Source organism: Ruegeria sp. CE12 (assembly GCF_056537525.1).
Map to the genome: position 1 here is coordinate 177,068 of NZ_JBQFRS010000001.1, position 16,997 is coordinate 194,064.

The following is a 16,997-nucleotide window of genomic DNA, read 5'->3' on the forward strand; positions in this document are numbered from 1 at the left end:
CGTGCTTATATCGTGATTGAAAGGAAACCCTACAATGAGCAGACGCCTCCTGATCGTCGAAGATGATACCGACACACGCGACTTCATTGCCAAAGGGTTTGGCGAAGAAGGTTACGTTGTCGAAACCGCAGCCGATGGCCGCGAAGGTCTGTACCATGCGACGGATGGCGGTTTCGATGCAGTCGTGCTGGACCGGATGCTGCCCGGACTGGACGGCCTGTCGATGATCAAGTCCATGCGGGCCGCGGGTCTGAATACTCCTGTGCTGATGCTGACCGCGATGAGCGCGGTTGACGAACGGGTCAAAGGCCTGCGCGGGGGCGCAGATGACTATCTGGTCAAGCCCTTCTCGTTTCAGGAATTGCACGCGCGGATCGAGGCGCTGTTAAGACGGCCACAGGAATCGGAAGAGACCCCTACGCTGACCTGCAAGGACCTCGAAATGGATCTGCTGACCCGCAAAGTAACACGTGGCGGTCGCGACATTACGCTGACACCGCGCGAGTTTCAGATCCTTGAGTTTTTCCTGCGTCGCAAAAACCGGGTAATCTCACGCACCATGTTGCTTGAAGGCGTCTGGGACTACCATTTCGATCCCAATACCAATGTTGTCGATGTACATATTTCCAAGCTGCGCAGGCAGCTTGATGAAGGTGGCGCAGAACCCTTGATCGAAACCGTTCGCGGCGCCGGATACATGGTATCTGATGGCTAACCTGCGACTGTCGTTCAATAATTCTCGAACGCGGTTGGTTCTGGCAAGCATGGTACTCAGCACCATGCTGACTGCCGCTGTGCTAGCATTGGTTTATGTCACGGCCAACCGGACCATCGAAGGTGAAACGCGCTCAGTTGTGTCCGCTGAACTCACCGGCCTTGCAGATGAATACGAGAGACGCGGATTGCTTGGGCTTATGAATGCCATTGAGCGGCGCATTCCATCTGCGTCCGAACGTGATGCGCTTTATCTGCTGACGGATCGTTTCGGAACCAAACTGGCGGGCAATCTGCGTCAGTGGCCGGAAGGGATCGCTGCAGGTAGCGGCTGGGTCGATCTTGAGCTTCGAAAGGCCGAAGACGAACAATATGTCCCGATATCTGCCGCATCGATCAGATTGCCAGGTGGTGAGCGGCTGTTGGTTGGTCGCGATGCCCTCGCCCGTCAACAATTCGACCGGGTTCTATTCCACTCGGTCGCCCTGGCGCTGGCCATTGCATTAGCCTTAAGCATGTTGACCGGCTGGCTGCTGACACGGCTGGTTTTCTCGCGCCTCAAGGACATAGCGGATACTGCGGATCATATCGTGTCGGGCGATCTCACTCAGCGGATGCAACAACGCGGATCAGGCGACGAGTTCGATCAGGTCGCGGGCACTCTGAACAACATGCTGGATCGGATAGAGGAGTTGGTCAGCAACCTTCGGACGACCTCAAATTCGATTGCACATGACTTGCGCTCACCCCTGTCCAGATTGCGGCAACGAGTGGAAACACTGTGCGATCCCGAAAAGTCCGATCTGGACCGAGAAATCGACGTTGCCCGGGCAACCGGAGAAATCGACCATGTATTGAAAGTACTCAGCCAGTTGACTGATATTTCTCGTGCCGAAGCAGGCCTCGGGCGTGAGCAGTTCGAACAGGTTGATCTGCAGCAGCTCGTTGGTGATGTTGTTGAACTCTACGAGCCGGTCGCTGCTGATCAGGGTATTGAGCTTGAAGTCACAGGCACAGCGAAACCTATCCAGGGGCATCGACCTTTGCTGTCACAGGCGCTTTCAAACCTGTTGGAAAACGCCATGCGTTATGCCCCGCAAGGCACTGCGATTACAATTGAAATTGGTCAGGAAGGCCCATTTGCACTGCTTAGCGTACGTGATCGTGGCCCTGGTGTGCCAGAGGCTGATCTGGCCCGACTGCAGTTGCCCTTTGTCACGCTTGACCCCGCACGAACCGAGCGCAATTCAGGCCTTGGTCTGGCACTGGTCGCTGCGATTTCCCACATGCATGGAGGAACATTCCTTGCACGCAACCGGGATCCGGGCTTGGAAACAACTTTGAAGCTGGCACGGCGATCCTAGGAAGGGATACCATTGATCGCCATGTTTTTGTTCTTATAGCGTTTGTCTTCGGTGACATCCTCGCCGAACCACTCGGGCGGAACAAATTCATGCGCCTCAGTTTCCGAGGCAAACTCGACTTCAACCAAGCGCAGCGGTGACAGATCTCCCTGAAACACATCTAGTTCAAAGCTCAGACCACCGGGCAGTCTGCCCGTGAAACGCTCCTTCTCGACCCGACGCCCCTCAGTCTCGGGCCAAAACGTCCCAAATTGCTGTTCCGAGATTTCGGCTTCACGCTCGACACGAACCAAGCCACCACTGCCTTTGAGGGTTAGAAAAAAGCTGTCGTTCTTCTGGCGTAGGCGCAGCTCTGTCGAATCCTCGGGCGCAGTCAGGTAACCTTGCCTCACAACTGCCTTCTTGGCCTCGTTCAAATCCGGCAATTCAGATACGAGGAATTTACGTTCGATTTCCTTGCTCATTTGGCAGACACCAATCCATTCTCGAGTTCGTTGAACAGCGATCTGTAGGCCTTCGCTGCAGGGCTGCGCCCGGCAAATGTGCACACCGGAGCCCGGTATTGCCCCATCCGCTCAATATCTGCAGCAAACGGCACGCAGGTTTTCAGGAACCTCTTTCGATAGAGTTTTCGCATAGCCTTCATCGTGTCCAGATGCATGGTTTTGCGTCGTTGGACCATTGAGAAAAACGCGCGTAGCTTCTTTTTCTGCAACCGGTTTTCATCAAAGAATCCAACCAACTGTTCGAATGTACGCTCTGAAAGAGTACTGGGGATAACCGGCACAACGATCATATCCGCAGCCTTGAAAATGTTCTCAGACAGAGTCGAGAAGTTCGGAGGACAATCCAGAACGATCACATCATAATCGCCACCAACTGATTGCAGAGCCTTCTTCAACCGCGATCGTTTGTTCCGCATTCGGGACAGAAACACGTCGAAATCACGAAACGTTAGATTGGCTGGTAATACGTCCAAACCTTCGAAATCACTTGCCCGGATCGCTTTGGTAAAGCGTTTCACATCCTCGAAGAACCGCGCCTCAGTCAGCTTTTTCGATGGCTTAATCCGTAAGTAGAACCCCGAGGCCCCTTGCGGATCCAAATCGCACAACAACACGCGTTGCCCGGCTTGCGCATACTCGTAGGCCAAATTGACCGAAGTGGCGGTTTTGCCGACACCGCCCTTGTTGCTGTAGCAGGCAATGATCTTCATTCCTCAATCTCCCTGCGCATGAAACAAACTGCGGAACAGGTCTCGAATTTGCGGTCCATCAAAGTGTTCGAAATTCGAAATCACGCGGTCACGTTCAGCTTTTTGCCTTTGGTCCAACACTGCAATCAGCCCGCCAACAGCCATCCCCAATTCGGCATCTATCCGTGCGGTTGCGTTGCTTCTTTGATCGGCGAATTCCAACAAAGCTTCTTGCTGCACAGAATAGTCATTGAAGAGTCCGAGATTATCCTGAAGCTTTTTCAATGGCTTGATGATCGTTTTGAAAGCTCTCGCATCAAACAAAGGCGCAAAAAACTCCATCAGATAACGTAGCTTCTTACAATCGATGCGCAGTTCATGAACTGCTTCGTCCGGGGTATCGGCGGTAATGCTGCGGGCAAGTTTGCAAACCTTGCGATACCGTTTCCAGATCAGAGCACACGCATATTCGTAGGCACCACGATCTGCATTCGGACCAGCCTGCAGATTAGAAAGACCCTGAAACTGCTCAGCCAGCGCATCCATCGTTTCGACATAAGATTTGCTTCGAAACCTGCGGGATAAGCGCGACAGTTCCTGGGTTCGCTCTCGCTCAAACTGATCCATCATCTTCTGCACACCGACGTGAAGAGAGGGCGGCAACATGCTGAAATAAATCTCTTTATCCAGAAGATATACATCCAGATCGCGCAAGCGACCCGTAGGTGTCATCAGATCAGAAAACGTACGTTTCAACTCTGCGGTCTTCTCTTCTGAGAATACACCTTTGAACAAGCTGAGTACTGACCGAACTCGTCGTAGTGAGACGCGGTAATCATGCAGAAATTCAGTGTCGATATCCGCGATAACTCCTTCTTCGTTCTGCCGGGCAACGTGCAGGAAGGTCCGAATGATATCGCCAGCCGCTTCGATTGCACGTTCTTCGTGACCCAGCGGGATATGCGGTTTGGCCTGATATCGGCCAAGATCAGGGAAAAGTGCCTTGAACAATGGTTCAATACCGCCATCAGCGTGGCCAAGCTCTGACATCGCCGCACAGGTTTTGCTGTATGCCCGATCGTATCCGCGCAGATGGTGCAACCAAACGATCGTAGTGGCACCTTGTGCACTGTTGAGCGCCATAACGGATCCACGCACCTGCGTTTTTTGGAGTTCATCCAATACCGAGAGCGAGCTGGTTTCTACCCGACCATCCCCGAGAACTGTTAACGCTCGCAATTTGGGGAATTTAGCCAATGCACTGCGCACAGGACCTTCGGGTAATTCCTGAGCAAACTTACCATTCCCTTTGGCCTTTTGCGAAATAACGCCGACATCTCGTTGAACCAGATGCAGCAAGCCACTGGTTTCGATCAGAAGCCTTCCAGAGGTGCGCAGCGACTGATCATGGCAATCCAGAAGTTTGAAAGGCCTCTCTGAGGTTTTCGCCTCAAATTTGACGGATAGTTTTTCAAGGTTCCCCAGCTGACCAGCATCAAACGTCCCGGGAATAACAAAAACACTGTCCGACATGTTTGTCATGACCTGCCCTTCCCAAGAGTGCTCAGATGCTCATCCATCAACGGGTCTCTGCTCCTTTGAAAACCGGGCCCGTCTTCGATGGCGCGTCTCTGGATTGTCTTCAGAGTTTTCCATCCAGCACAAACGAGATTCCATTCTTGTCTGAGTTGGCTTCAGCTTCCTTGTCATGGTCATCCGACCCTCACAAAATCATGGAACCGCTTTTCCCAACACCCATCAAGGAAAACCCCGATTTACCCAGCGTCATCACCACTATGCCAGCAAGCCCGCACGGCCAACTCACACGATTGCTGGCAGCGATGAATAGCCTCGAAACCGGATCCGTCCTCCTCCCACGCGCTCATCCAGCAACCTGAAATCCGGATATCTTTGCAGGAACCGCCCCAGCGCAACGCGCCCTTCGAGCCGCGCCAGTGTCAGGCCGACGCAGACATGTGGCCCCCCAGCAAAGGCCAGATGGCGATTGGGCTTGCGCGATATGTCAAATTTCTTCGGATCATCGAAGACTGCTGGATCCCGGTTTGCTGCGCCGATACAGAGATGCAAGTTGGTTCCCTTCGGTATGTTCAAACCATCCAACTCGATATCGGCAGTGGCTTCCCGATTGCCGAACTGATTTGGCGAGCGAAAGCGAAGAATCTCTTCAACCGCTGGGTTGATCAGATCGGGATCATCCAACAGCCGCCGACGCTGCTCCGGGTAATCGTTAAGCAATGCCAAACCGTTACCAATCAGGTTTGTAGTCGTTTCGTGTCCGGCGTTCAGGATGAAGATACAGTTCTGTAGCAACTCGATTTCACTCAGTTGACCATCTGCCCCTTCCCCTCGGATCAGGCGGGTCAGAACATCTGTCTCCGGGTCACCAGGTTTCGTTCGCCTGCGGGTAACCAGATCACTGAGATATTCTTTGAACTCAGTAACAGCCGCATCGCCTGTGGCCATTTGCTGTTCGGTCAACGAAGGTTCGAGAGCGCCCAGAATTGCAAGCGACCAGTCGCGCAATGGGTCGCGCTCATCCATTGGTACATCAAGCAGATTACCAATGATCTGAATGGGAATGGTTGAGGCAAAATCCTCGATCAGATCCACCTGCTCTTTGCCCGCCATCCGATCCAACAATATATCGACGGTGTCGATCAGGCCGGGCTCCATCTTGGCGATCGCGCGCGGCGTAAGCGCAGATGTCATGATCTTTCGGACCCGGGTGTGTAAAGGCGGATCGGAGAAAACCAGAGAAGTGGTGTGATGTTCGAACAAAGGCGAACCGATACCGTATTTCGGACCAAACGCCGCCTTCTTGTCCGAAGAATACAGGGTGGTATCGCGATATATCCGGTCCAGATCCGAATGGCGTGACAACAGGACCGATCCATCTGGTTGCTGTAACACCGGCGCATCGGACAGCAGCGCATCATAAAATGGGAATGGATCGTCCACAAATCCGTCAGGAGGATTCATCAAATCCAAATGTCGAACGGATTGTGTGGCGCTGAAATCATCCATGGCTCTCTCCCTGACCCCAAGGCGTAGCGTAATGAAATTGCGCAAACAACTATTAGAATGAGACCATGGTGACATGTCGCAGCGGCCAAGCTAAGACGGGTTCATGTCTGATCCGGTTTCCTCAATCCGCAACCTTGGCCCAGCCTTTGAACAGGCTTGCACTCGTGCGGGCATTCACTCTGCCCAGCAATTGCGGGAACTGGGTGCGGACGAAGCCTATTCCCGACTGTTGGAAGCAGGGACGAAAGCCCATTTCATTGGTTATTATGTGCTGGTCATGGGATTACAGGGTCGCCCCTGGAATGACTGCAAAGGCGAAGAGAAAAAAGCCCTGCGTCAACGGTTCGACCAGATCAAAGCCGGAATAACCAAGGCACCGCAATCACAACTGGTCTCTGAACTGGATGCGATTGGCGTACGCGTGGCACCCAAGGATTTGAAACCTGTATAGAGCACAAAAAAAGGCCGCGCCTTGTTCAGGCACGGCCTTTGGAATTCAAATGATGGCGAATTAGCCGACCAGTTCAATACCCGAGAAGAAATATGCGATTTCAACCGCAGCAGTTTCAGGCGCGTCCGAACCGTGGACCGAGTTTTCGCCAACTGATTCAGCGAACTCGGCGCGGATGGTGCCAGCTGCTGCGTCTGCAGGGTTTGTTGCACCCATGACTTCACGGTTCTTGGCAATGGCGCCTTCGCCTTCCAGAACCTGAACAACGACCGGAGCCGACGACATGAATTCGCACAGTTCGTCATAGAACGGACGCTCGGCGTGTACTTCGTAGAACTTGCCCGCTTGTTCTTTGGTCATGTGGATGCGCTTTTGCGCAACGATGCGCAGGCCGGCTTCTTCGAACTTGGCGTTGATCTTGCCAGTCAGGTTGCGGCGGGTTGCATCGGGTTTGATGATCGAGAATGTGCGTTCCAGTGCCATGTCGGCCTCTCCTTACTATATGGCGCGCGGTCCGCGCCGAAATCCATCGCGCGCCGCCTAACACGGTATGTGCCTCATGAAAAGTGGAATGATTGCGACCAAGGGAATTGGCGATCAGATTGTGTCCGGCAAGGGCTCCAATGCGTCGATCCGGCGAACGTAAAGAACGGCGAGCAGGCCGATAAAGCTGCTGGCAAACATCATCCCAAGAACCAGGAACGGCCCGTTTTCGGGCGTGACGAAAGCGCCTGTCATTGATGTCAGCACAGCCCCCAATGCCACGATCATTGCCCCGGATAGACCTGCCGCGCTGCCAGCCAGCTTTGGGCGCACTGACATCACCCCAGCTGAGGCATTGGCGTTCGTCAAACCGTTGCCAAAGCCCACAAAAATAGCAGAGCCAAAGAATACCCAGACTGACCCTTGATCCGCCAGGAAAAGAAGCAGGCCACAAAGCGGACCAATCGAGGCAAATACCCGGCCGATCAGGATCATGGTCGTCAACTGCGTTCTTGCCGCGATCCGCCCGGTGATGAAGTTACCGACCATGAAGCCACCGGTGATGATACCAATCCCAAGACCCAGCATCGCCGGGCTTAGATCGAACCAAACGGCCGCCACCAAAGGGGCACCTGTAATAAAGCTGTAAAAGCCCCCAATCGAGAACGCTGCGCATAGCGCATAGCCCCAGAACCGGCGTGCGCGAAACAGATGCGGGTATTCCCTCAATTGGGCAGAGAACGTTGCGGATCGGTTCGTGTTGGTTTCGCCCATATCCGCCCACAACAACAGCAGCATTCCGGCACCAAGAGCGGAGTACAATACGAACCCCGCCCTCCAGCCAAACAGCATATCCAACGCACCGCCCAGCATCGGCCCCAGCATCGGAGCGAGAGCCATCGCCATAGCGACATAGCCGAGTTTGCTGGCCGCCTCGTTGGGGGTGTACAGGTCGCGGATCGAGGCGCTGGACAAAACTGGCCCGGCCACGACTGCCGCTTGCAGCAGACGGAAACCCAGGAAAACCCAGATTGACTCGGCCAATACGCAACCCAAAGAGGCGAGCGCGAAAATACTCATGGAAATCAAAAGGATTGGCCTGCGACCAAATCGGTCCGACAACGGACCCATGATCAACTGCAGTACAGCGGACACAGCCAGATATCCGGCAACCGAAAGGTTGATCAGGGCATAGTCGACCTGGAAGTCCTCTCCCATCCGCGCAAGCGACGGCAGAAACATGTTTAACGACAACACCGACAGCGCCGTGGCGAATATCAATGTGATCAGGGATGGGGGCGTCTGAGCCGCGCGCATGATGAAACCGTCAGAAAACCAATCGGACCAGCGCTAACACATCGTCTGTGCTTTGAACATGTCAAGCTGCTGGCGGCGGCATCGCCGCTCTGCTAAGAGCGCGTCATGCTACGGATCGAAGACATAACCTACGCGGTTGAAGGTCGCCCCCTGTTCGATGGGGCCAGTGCGACAATACCCGATGGCCACAAGGTTGGTCTTGTGGGACGGAACGGCACGGGAAAAACCACCCTCTTCCGGCTGATCCGGGGTGAGTTGGCCTTAGAATCAGGCAATATCGTGCTGCCAAAACGCGCCCGGATTGGTGGGGTTGCGCAAGAGGTGCCCTCCTCCGATGTTTCTCTGATCAACACGGTACTGGCAGCCGATGTAGAACGCAGCACGTTGATGGCCGAGGCCGACAGCGCCACGGACCCTGCCCGCATTGCCGAGATCCAAACCCGTCTGGCCGATATCGACGCATGGTCGGCCGAGGCCCGCGCTGCCTCGATCCTCAAAGGTCTGGGGTTCGATGACGAAGACCAGCTGCGCCCCTGCTCTGATTTCTCGGGCGGCTGGCGGATGCGCGTGGCGCTGGCAGCGGTGCTGTTCTCGCAGCCTGACCTGTTGCTGTTGGACGAACCGACCAACTATCTGGATCTAGAAGGTGCGCTTTGGCTGGAAAGCTATCTGGCCAAGTACCCCCACACAGTTATCATAATCAGTCACGACCGGGGCCTGTTGAACCGAGCCGTGGGGTCGATCCTGCATCTGGAAGACCGCAAGCTTACCTATTACGCCGTGCCTTACGACAAGTTTGCTGAACGGCGTGCCGAACGACTGGCACAGGCGGAAGCGGAAAACGCCAAGGCCAAGGCCCGTATCGCGCATCTGCAAAGTTTCGTGGATCGCTTCCGCTACAAGGCGTCCAAAGCGGTTCAGGCGCAGTCTCGCCTGAAGATGATCGAACGCATCCAACTGGTCTCGACCCCGCAAGAAGCCGCGCTGCGCGCATTCTCATTCCCTGAACCTGAGGAACTGTCCCCTCCGATCATCCAGATCGAAGGCGGTGTGACCGGCTATGGCGAGACCGAAGTGCTGCGCCGCCTGAACCTGCGTATCGATCAGGATGACCGCATCGCCCTGCTGGGGAAGAACGGTCAGGGCAAGTCGACCTTGTCCAAGCTGTTGTCCGACCGCCTGCCCCTGATGGCAGGCAAAATGACCCGCAGCAACAGGCTGCGCATCGGATATTTTGCACAGCATCAGGTGGACGAACTGCATATTGACGAGACGCCGCTGGACCACCTACGGCGCCTGCGGCCGGATGAGGCTCCGGGTAAGTGGCGCTCGCGCCTTGCTGGTTTCGGTTTGAATGCTGATCAGGCGGAAACTCTGGTCGGTCGCCTGTCGGGCGGTCAGAAAGCGCGGTTATCGCTGCTGATCGCGACCATCGACGCGCCGCACATGCTGATCCTCGACGAACCAACCAACCACCTGGACATCGAAAGCCGCGAGGCTTTGGTCGAGGCGCTTACCGCTTATTCCGGTGCAGTTGTTCTGGTCAGCCATGACATGCACTTGCTGTCACTGGTTGCTGATCGGCTGTGGCTGGTTTCGGACGGAACGGTCAAACCTTTCGACGGCGATCTTGAAACCTATCGCACTATGCTGCTGGCCCGCGACAAACCGGTCAAAGAAAAGCCGCAGACCACAAAACCAAAGCGTCCATCGCGCGAGGCGGTGCTGGCGCTGCGCGCGGACCTGCGAAAATGCGAAGACCGGCTCGAGAAGCTGACTGACATGCATGATAAACTGTCAGCCAAATTGGCGGACCCTGCGCTGTATGAGGACGACCGGATCAGCGATCTGGAGACCTGGAACCGCAAATTCTCAGAAGTGGTCGAGGCAATGCAACGCGCCGAAGCCTTGTGGGTCGCTGCCGCCGAGAAACTGGAACAGGCGGAGGGTGTCGCATGATCGATATGGCATTCTTCATCACGGCGTTCACTACCTTGTTCGTGGTGATTGACCCTTTCGGCACGGCTCCGATCTTTGTTGCATTGACGCAGGATATGGATGCCGCGACCCGGCGCCGTGTCGCGCTGCGTACTTGCCTGACAGCATCCGGCATCCTGATCGCCTTTGCCGCCTTTGGCGAAGCCGTATTGGGGTTTGTGGGAATTTCGATGGAGGCCTTCAAAGTGGCAGGCGGTGCATTGCTGTTCCTGACGGCTTTGGACATGCTGTTTGAACGCCGCACGAAACGACGTGAAGACCGGGTCGAAGAGGAAGAGCACCCTGACCCTTCGGTCTTTCCCCTTGCCATACCACTGGTCGCCGGTCCCGGCTCTATCGCGACTATTATCCTGCTTGCTGGTGAACATCCCGGCATTCAGGGCATCGCCGCCGCAAGCGCTGTCATGCTTGCGGTGATGGCTGTTGTTCTGTTGTTCTTCCTGTCCGGTGGTCTCATCGCGCGTTTTCTGGGCAAGACCGGCCTGAATGTTCTGACACGTTTGCTCGGCATGCTGCTGGCAGCACTGTCCGTTCAGTTCATCCTTGATGGTCTCAAAGCCTTTGGTTTTGCGTCATGAATCACCATATAGTGGCCAGGTTCGTAATTTCCGGGTGACGGTATGGATGGCTACGATTTCGGGCGTTTGACTTATCTGGTTCTGCTGGGTGCAGCCCTGCTGTTCTGGTTCATTACGCAAAATCGTCAGTCGTTGGGCAAGACGATGCAGCAGGTCATGGCCTGGGTCTTCATCTTCGTTGGTGTCATTGCCCTCGTTGGCCTGTGGGAGGATATTCGTTCCACCGTCAGCCCTGCTCCGCAAATGGCAGTGACAGGCAACACGATCGAGGTTCCCCGCTCCTTTGACGGACATTATTACCTTCCGATGCTGGTGAACGGTGAGCCCATTACTTTTCTTGTCGATACTGGCGCCAGCCAGATCGTGCTCAGCCCTCAGGACGCCAAGCGCATTGGTATCGATCTGGATCAGTTGAACTATTTCGGTCGCGCAGCAACTGCGAATGGTGTCGTTCGCACCGCTCCCGTGCGTCTGGACAGTCTGACGCTGGGTCCGATCACGGATAGCAACGTTTCTGCCTGGATTAACGAAGGTGACCTGAACCAGTCACTGCTGGGCATGGACTACCTGCACCGGTTTTCCAACATTCAGTTTGCTGACGGCCGATTGGTTCTGTCCCGATAAACAACTGACCTGTGCTTTCAGGCTCGATTTCCGATTGAGAACAAAAAGTGAACAGTGTATCATGACCACATGTCTGCACATCTTCTTGGCCGCAAACCCGCGCGTGAGGCGCCGGGGGTTAAACTGCATAATGAGATCACATTGCAACTGGGCCGCGTGCATGAGGCCTGCGGACCTGCAAGGCGCAGCTTTGCCATGTGGCTGGCCAGCCAGACACAGAGAGAAGTTTTGTGGATTTCGCCAGCATGGGAGGTGGAGAAGCTGAATCCCGAAGGTATGGCCCCCTTTGCTGATCCGGCACGCTTCTTGTTTGCACGCGCTCAAAACGCTACGGATTTATTGTGGTGTATGGAGGAGGCGCTGCGCAGCGGTGCAGTGCCTCTGATCATTTGCGATCTGCCAGAAGCCCCGGCCCTGACACCTGTTCGGCGGATGCATCTGGCAGCGGAACAGGGCGGAACGATGGGGCAAGCGCCGCTGGGCCTGTTGCTGACCCCCGGCGATGGTGGTGCGCAAGGGATCGAGACGCGCTGGCACATGGCCCCCACCTATCGAAACGATGCCACCAACTGGACTCTGACCCGTCGCCGCGCGCGTGCCCTGCCCCCCGCCACGTGGCTGGCCACCCAGACGGAACCTCGTGCCAGCCTGCAGGTCAAACAGATCACCACTGAAGATACGCCTGTATGACCGCATAAAGATCACAAAGATGAAGGAACTTGTGAATGGCCAAGACCTGCGCTGCGCCCTAGCGTTCCGGCATGGGCCAAACGATATCCACTCACCGCTATCCTAAGTCTCGCTCAACTGCCCAGCGAGGCCACGTACCCGAAAAAGAAGGCAGCACAATAGCACTGTCCCGCCGAAGCGTGATCGCGGGCATAGCCTTGTTGCCCGTTGCGCAAATCGCGCAGGCTGCTCTCAGCCCTTACGCTCTGGTTCCTTCCGGCACGACTGTTTCATTTTCATTCAATCTTTCCGGGGTCGCGCAGACCGGCACCATGCCAATTCAATCAGCAAACATCCGGATCGACACAAACCGCCTGCAAAACAGCCGGGTAGACGTCGTCATGAATGTTGCAAAGGCACGGACCAAATTACCCTTCGCACAGATGCCCATGCTGAGCCCGAGCGTTTTAGACGCGGCACGATTCCCAACAATCCGTTTTGTCTCGACTAAGATACAGCTGGGACCAGGGGGGCGTATCTCGAACGGGGCGAGCATCACCGGCAATGTCACCGTCCGCGGTGTCACCCGCCCCATTACCCTGCAGGCCAATCTGTACAGACAATCAGGTTCAGACGTGAAAGACCTTGATCAACTCTTCATTCACCTCAAAGGGGCGCTTAACCGGCATGATTTCGGCGCATCGGGCTATCCCGATCTGGTTCAGGATACCGTGGGGCTGAATATCCGTGCCGAGATCTTGCGCCAGACTTGACCCGTGATAGACAAAAAACGACGCGATAAAGTCGATTAGGTGCGCGCAACCCTGTGCGATACCGCCAAGCTGGGACCGTTATGCGCACGATCATTTCCTTTGCCGCCCTTTTTCTTTCTGTCATTTTGCTGCAGCTCTCAACGGGCGGCGTTGGACCACTGGATGCAATCTCGGGATTGACGCTTGAGTTTTCGACCGAACAGATCGGTCTGCTGGGGTCAGCACATTTTCTTGGCTTTTTCATCGGATGCTGGTGGGCACCGCGCCTGATGGGCAATGTCGGTCACTCGCGGGCGTTTGCGGTTTGCACGGCATTGGGTGCAATGGGGTTGATCGGACACACTCTGACCGACAACCCGTATATCTGGGCAGCGCTGCGTATCGCCTCGGGCACATGTGTGGCCGGCAGCTACACGGTGATTGAGGCGTGGCTGAACGCCAAAGTCACAAATGAAACACGCGGGCGTGCGATGGGCACCTATCGCATCGTCGATATGGGCGCATCTCTTGGGGCGCAGCTGATCATCGCCGTTCTGCCGCCTGCATCCTACGTTTCGTACAATCTGCTCGCCATATTGTGCTGCGCGTCACTCCTGCCTTTGACGCTGACCCGCGCCAGCCAGCCTGAGACACCTGATGCGCCACGTCTGCGTCCGAAACTGGCATGGCACAGCTCCCCACTGGCAGTTGCCGGAGTAATCGTCGCCGCGCTGAGTTCGGCCTCTTTCCGGATGGTTGGTCCGGTTTACGGACAAGAGGTCGGTCTGGGCGTGGATCAAATTGCCTTCTTCCTGGCATCCTTCGTTCTGGGCGGAGCCTTGGCCCAATATCCGATGGGCTGGCTTGCTGATAAATACGACCGTCGCTGGGTATTGATCTGGCTTTCAATTGCCGCAGTCCTGAGTTGCGGGATTACCATGGCCGCCAGCGGAACCGGTACACTGGGTGTTATGCTCGCAGCAGGTCTGTTCGGCTTTACAACATTCCCAATCTTCTCGGTGTCCTCGGCGCACGCAAACGACTTTGCAACGACAGAACAACGGGTCGAGTTATCAGCCGCCCTGATGTTCTGGTACGCTTTGGGTGCTATCGCATCACCCTACATCTCATCGACACTGATCCAGCAATTCGGCCCGGGCGCCTTGTTCGCTTTCGTAGCGCTGGGACATGTTTTCCTGATCATCTTTGGACTTGCGCGGATGCGATCACGTCCAACTCCGGAAGAGCGCACGAACTATGTCTACGCGCCCCGCACATCCTTCACGATCGGTCGATTGTTGAAACGCTCTCGTGAGGGCAGATAAGAAAAGGGCCGGGATAATCCCGGCCCTTTCATCTTAGTGTTCAGTCCGTGGTTTCTCTTCAACCACCTCGGCCTCTTCCACTTGTTCTACCGATGGTTCAAGCGCGCCGTTGACGATACCGCCGACGCCCTGCTCCATCGACAGACCCAGTTCTTCGCCCAACTTCTTGAGCGCTGGCATCTGAACCGCCATTCCCATGATCGAGTCCAATGCCTGGTTGACCACTGGCTTGTCGCCGTTTGACGCGGCACCACCGCCATTCGCCCCACCGATGCCACCAACCTGATGGATCTTGATCGAGTCGATCTTTTCGGCCGGTTTGACCATTTCCGCGATGATCGAAGGCATGGTTTCGATACGTGCCATATCAACCTTCATCCGGATCTGATCCACTGACAGCGCATTGTCTGCCTCAACGATCGCACGCTTACCCTCCGCTTCGGCCAGCATGTCGTTCTTCTTCGCCTCGGCGCGGATGTTAAGCGCATCCGCTTCAGCTTGCGCTTCCTCACGACGGGCTTCGGCACGGTCAGCAGCGGCCTCTTTCTCGGCCTGCGCAGACAGACGGATCGCTGTCGCCTGACGCTCGGCCTCACGGGTCGCTTCGATCAGAACGATCTGCTTCTGACGCTCGGCCTCAGCCACCTGACGCGCTGTTGCCACAGCTTCGGTCGCCTTTGTCGCCTCAGCACGGGCCAGATCAGCAGACGCACGAGCGCGGCTTTCCTCTTCGGATTTCTGCGCGATGATGATCTGACGCTCCTGCTCGGCGACTTCGATTTCGCGTTCTTTGGCGATCTCCGCATCGCGGATTTTACGCTCACGCTCGATTTCGGCAGCGCGAATGGCTTCTTCACGGGCGATCCGGGCACGCTCAGTCTCCCGCACCGAGTCTTCGGTCCGTGCAGCAATCTCAGCCTCTTGCGCCACACGCAGGGTTTCGACCTTCTGCGTCTGTTCGATCCGCGCCTGTGCCTCATCCTGTTCAATCAGCAGTTTCTGGCGTTCTGCTTCCATCGCTGCGCGACGCACCTCGACCTCAGCTTCGGCATCAATCTGCGCACGCTCTTTCTTGGACACGGCGATCACTTCGGCCAGCTTGCGCATACCCACGGCGTTAAAGGCGTTATTCTCGTCCAGAGCTTCAAACGGCGTCTGGTCCAGTGCGGTCAGTGAAACGGATTCCAGCGACAAACCGTTCTTCAGCAAGTCTTCGGACACTGCATTCTGCACTTCCTGAACAAAGTCAGCACGGTTTTCATGCAGACCGTCCATGGTCATCTGAGCAGCAACAGCGCGCAGACCGTCGATCAGCTTGCCTTCGATCATCTCACGCAGCTGCTCGACGTCGAATGTTCGGTCACCAAGAGTCTGTGCAGCTCGTGCAATACCCTCTTCAGTCGCCATGACCGAGACGTAGAACTCGACACCAACGTCGACACGCATACGGTCTTTGGTGATCAGAGCGGCCTCGCCACTGCGCTGAACTTCAAGACGCAGCGTCTTCATGTTGACTGGGCTGACTTCATGCAGCAGCGGTACGATGATAACGCCGCCATCCATGATGACTTTCTTTCCGCCCGCACCGGTTTTTACGAGACTGATCTCTCGGGTCGCGCGTTTATAAAGACGGCCAAGCACTAGGCCTATAAACAAGAGTACCGCTAAAATGGTCACAACTGTGACGGCAAGGAATGGAAGTTCCATGCAATATCCTCCGTGATGGGGTTAGAAATTTTGGTTATTCAGACAAGCCGACCAGAACGAACCGGTCGCGCCGTCGGTCGCGCAGCACAAGCACTTCGGTGCCCTGAGCCAGCGCATCCTTGTCCTGCAACGGCTCTGCGCGCAGGTAGTGCGAATTGCCAAATCGGTCAGTCACCCGAACTTCAGCCGGACGGCCCCTTGCGGCGGTGCCTTGGGTTACGACACCACGGCGGCGGGCCAGCATCCGTTCGGACAAAGCCTCGGTTTCAGTCTTGGGCAGCAAGCGAGCGAATACTCCGCCGAACCCTCGCGCAAACCAAAGGCCAAATGCACCTGCAGGAATTGCCGCTATCCAGGATGGCAGGTCGAAGCCCACCAGATCGCGCAGCGCCAGTTGCAGACCCATACCGCTCAGTCCGAATCCGGCCAATAGAACGACAAGCCAGATCATGAAGGGCATCTTTCCGATGCCCAACCAACCGAACGGACCAACCGAAGCGGCGTCTGGTGCTTCGACCTCAACCTCGGCCAATTCGAAATCGCCCAGATCGACATCAGCATCGATATCAAGGTCGAAATCACCGACATCCAAGTCAGGGGCGTCGACCATGTCCAGATCGGCTTCCGCCTCGCCTCCCAGCAGACTTCCACCCAGCAGTAATGCGATCAGTTCCAACGCAAGAAGGCCGAACAGAAGCGCAAGCGCCATTGTAAAGGGCACAAAAGCACCCTCTAGTAGAAAGTCGAACATCAGCAAGTTGTTCCTATTTTGGTA

The 16,997-nt window shown here is 55.8% G+C and carries 17 protein-coding genes; 9 read left to right on the forward strand and 8 right to left on the reverse strand.

Annotation, left to right across the window (positions count from 1 at the left end):
• Positions 1–34: 34 nt before the first annotated feature.
• Together ACR0IO_RS00845 and ACR0IO_RS00850 are read left to right on the forward strand one after the other, a co-directional pair.
• The gene (locus tag ACR0IO_RS00845; RefSeq protein WP_155143768.1) at positions 35–715 is read left to right on the forward strand and encodes a response regulator transcription factor; all 681 of its coding nucleotides are present in this window, start codon (positions 35–37) and stop codon (positions 713–715) included.
• The gene (locus ACR0IO_RS00850) at positions 708–2,078 is read left to right on the forward strand and encodes a sensor histidine kinase (protein WP_170332967.1); all 1,371 of its coding nucleotides are present in this window, start codon (positions 708–710) and stop codon (positions 2,076–2,078) included. Before ACR0IO_RS00845 ends, ACR0IO_RS00850 begins: the two co-directional genes overlap by 8 nt.
• Here the strand turns inward: ACR0IO_RS00850 and ACR0IO_RS00855 are convergent.
• From ACR0IO_RS00855 to ACR0IO_RS00870, 4 genes are all read right to left on the reverse strand, one after another.
• The gene (locus tag ACR0IO_RS00855) at positions 2,075–2,542 is read right to left on the reverse strand and encodes a CYTH domain-containing protein (protein ID WP_170332964.1); all 468 of its coding nucleotides are present in this window, start codon (positions 2,540–2,542) and stop codon (positions 2,075–2,077) included. The two genes, ACR0IO_RS00850 and ACR0IO_RS00855, sit on opposite strands and share 4 nt — an antisense overlap.
• Entirely contained in the window at positions 2,539–3,294 is a 756-nt protein-coding gene (locus ACR0IO_RS00860; RefSeq protein ID WP_480738639.1) for a ParA family protein, read from the reverse strand. Before ACR0IO_RS00860 ends, ACR0IO_RS00855 begins: the two co-directional genes overlap by 4 nt.
• 3 nt (positions 3,295–3,297) lie before the next feature.
• Positions 3,298–4,806, reverse strand: coding sequence for a CHAD domain-containing protein (locus ACR0IO_RS00865; protein ID WP_480738642.1), 1,509 nt, complete (start codon positions 4,804–4,806; stop codon positions 3,298–3,300).
• 288 nt (positions 4,807–5,094) lie between these two features.
• A complete protein-coding gene (locus tag ACR0IO_RS00870) occupies positions 5,095–6,318 on the reverse strand; it encodes a cytochrome P450 (protein WP_480738644.1) in 1,224 nt (407 codons plus the stop codon).
• A 103-nt stretch (positions 6,319–6,421) separates the two neighbouring features.
• Between ACR0IO_RS00870 and ACR0IO_RS00875 the strand changes: the two genes are divergently transcribed.
• A complete protein-coding gene (locus tag ACR0IO_RS00875) occupies positions 6,422–6,769 on the forward strand; it encodes a TfoX/Sxy family protein (RefSeq protein ID WP_480738646.1) in 348 nt (115 codons plus the stop codon).
• Positions 6,770–6,829: 60 nt separating this feature from the next.
• Here the strand turns inward: ACR0IO_RS00875 and ndk are convergent, their stop codons facing one another.
• Both ndk and ACR0IO_RS00885 read right to left on the reverse strand, forming a co-directional pair.
• Positions 6,830–7,252, reverse strand: coding sequence for a nucleoside-diphosphate kinase (ndk, locus tag ACR0IO_RS00880; RefSeq protein WP_155143779.1), 423 nt, complete (start codon positions 7,250–7,252; stop codon positions 6,830–6,832).
• A 114-nt stretch (positions 7,253–7,366) separates the two neighbouring features.
• On the reverse strand, positions 7,367–8,569 hold the full coding sequence (locus ACR0IO_RS00885) for a multidrug effflux MFS transporter (protein ID WP_480738648.1): 1,203 nt from the start codon (positions 8,567–8,569) through the stop codon (positions 7,367–7,369).
• Between the two features lie 105 nt (positions 8,570–8,674).
• Between ACR0IO_RS00885 and ACR0IO_RS00890 the strand changes: the two genes are divergently transcribed.
• From ACR0IO_RS00890 to ACR0IO_RS00915, 6 genes are all read left to right on the forward strand, one after another.
• Positions 8,675–10,528, forward strand: a complete 1,854-nt coding sequence (locus tag ACR0IO_RS00890; protein WP_480738650.1) for an ABC-F family ATP-binding cassette domain-containing protein — start codon at positions 8,675–8,677, stop codon at positions 10,526–10,528.
• The gene (locus tag ACR0IO_RS00895; RefSeq protein WP_155143782.1) at positions 10,525–11,145 is read left to right on the forward strand and encodes a MarC family protein; all 621 of its coding nucleotides are present in this window, start codon (positions 10,525–10,527) and stop codon (positions 11,143–11,145) included. The genes ACR0IO_RS00890 and ACR0IO_RS00895 overlap by 4 nt, the downstream gene beginning before the upstream one ends.
• Positions 11,146–11,187: 42 nt before the next feature.
• Positions 11,188–11,769 (forward strand): retropepsin-like aspartic protease family protein, encoded by a 582-nt coding sequence (locus ACR0IO_RS00900; protein WP_170332949.1) that lies wholly within the window; start codon positions 11,188–11,190, stop codon positions 11,767–11,769.
• A 69-nt stretch (positions 11,770–11,838) separates the two neighbouring features.
• Positions 11,839–12,459 carry an ImuA family protein gene (locus ACR0IO_RS00905; RefSeq protein WP_480738652.1) on the forward strand — a complete coding sequence of 207 codons (621 nt, stop codon included), beginning with the start codon at positions 11,839–11,841 and terminating at the stop codon, positions 12,457–12,459.
• A 71-nt stretch (positions 12,460–12,530) separates the two neighbouring features.
• Positions 12,531–13,211, forward strand: coding sequence for a YceI family protein (locus ACR0IO_RS00910; protein ID WP_480738654.1), 681 nt, complete (start codon positions 12,531–12,533; stop codon positions 13,209–13,211).
• A gap of 80 nt (positions 13,212–13,291) precedes the next feature.
• Positions 13,292–14,515: an MFS transporter gene (locus ACR0IO_RS00915; protein WP_155143787.1), complete on the forward strand. Its 1,224-nt coding sequence runs from the start codon at positions 13,292–13,294 to the stop codon at positions 14,513–14,515.
• A gap of 33 nt (positions 14,516–14,548) precedes the next feature.
• Here the strand turns inward: ACR0IO_RS00915 and ACR0IO_RS00920 are convergent, their stop codons facing one another.
• Together ACR0IO_RS00920 and ACR0IO_RS00925 are read right to left on the reverse strand one after the other, a co-directional pair.
• Positions 14,549–16,222: a flotillin family protein gene (locus ACR0IO_RS00920; protein ID WP_155143789.1), complete on the reverse strand. Its 1,674-nt coding sequence runs from the start codon at positions 16,220–16,222 to the stop codon at positions 14,549–14,551.
• Positions 16,223–16,256: 34 nt separating this feature from the next.
• Positions 16,257–16,973: an OB-fold-containig protein gene (locus ACR0IO_RS00925; RefSeq protein WP_480738657.1), complete on the reverse strand. Its 717-nt coding sequence runs from the start codon at positions 16,971–16,973 to the stop codon at positions 16,257–16,259.
• Positions 16,974–16,997: the final 24 nt, after the last annotated feature.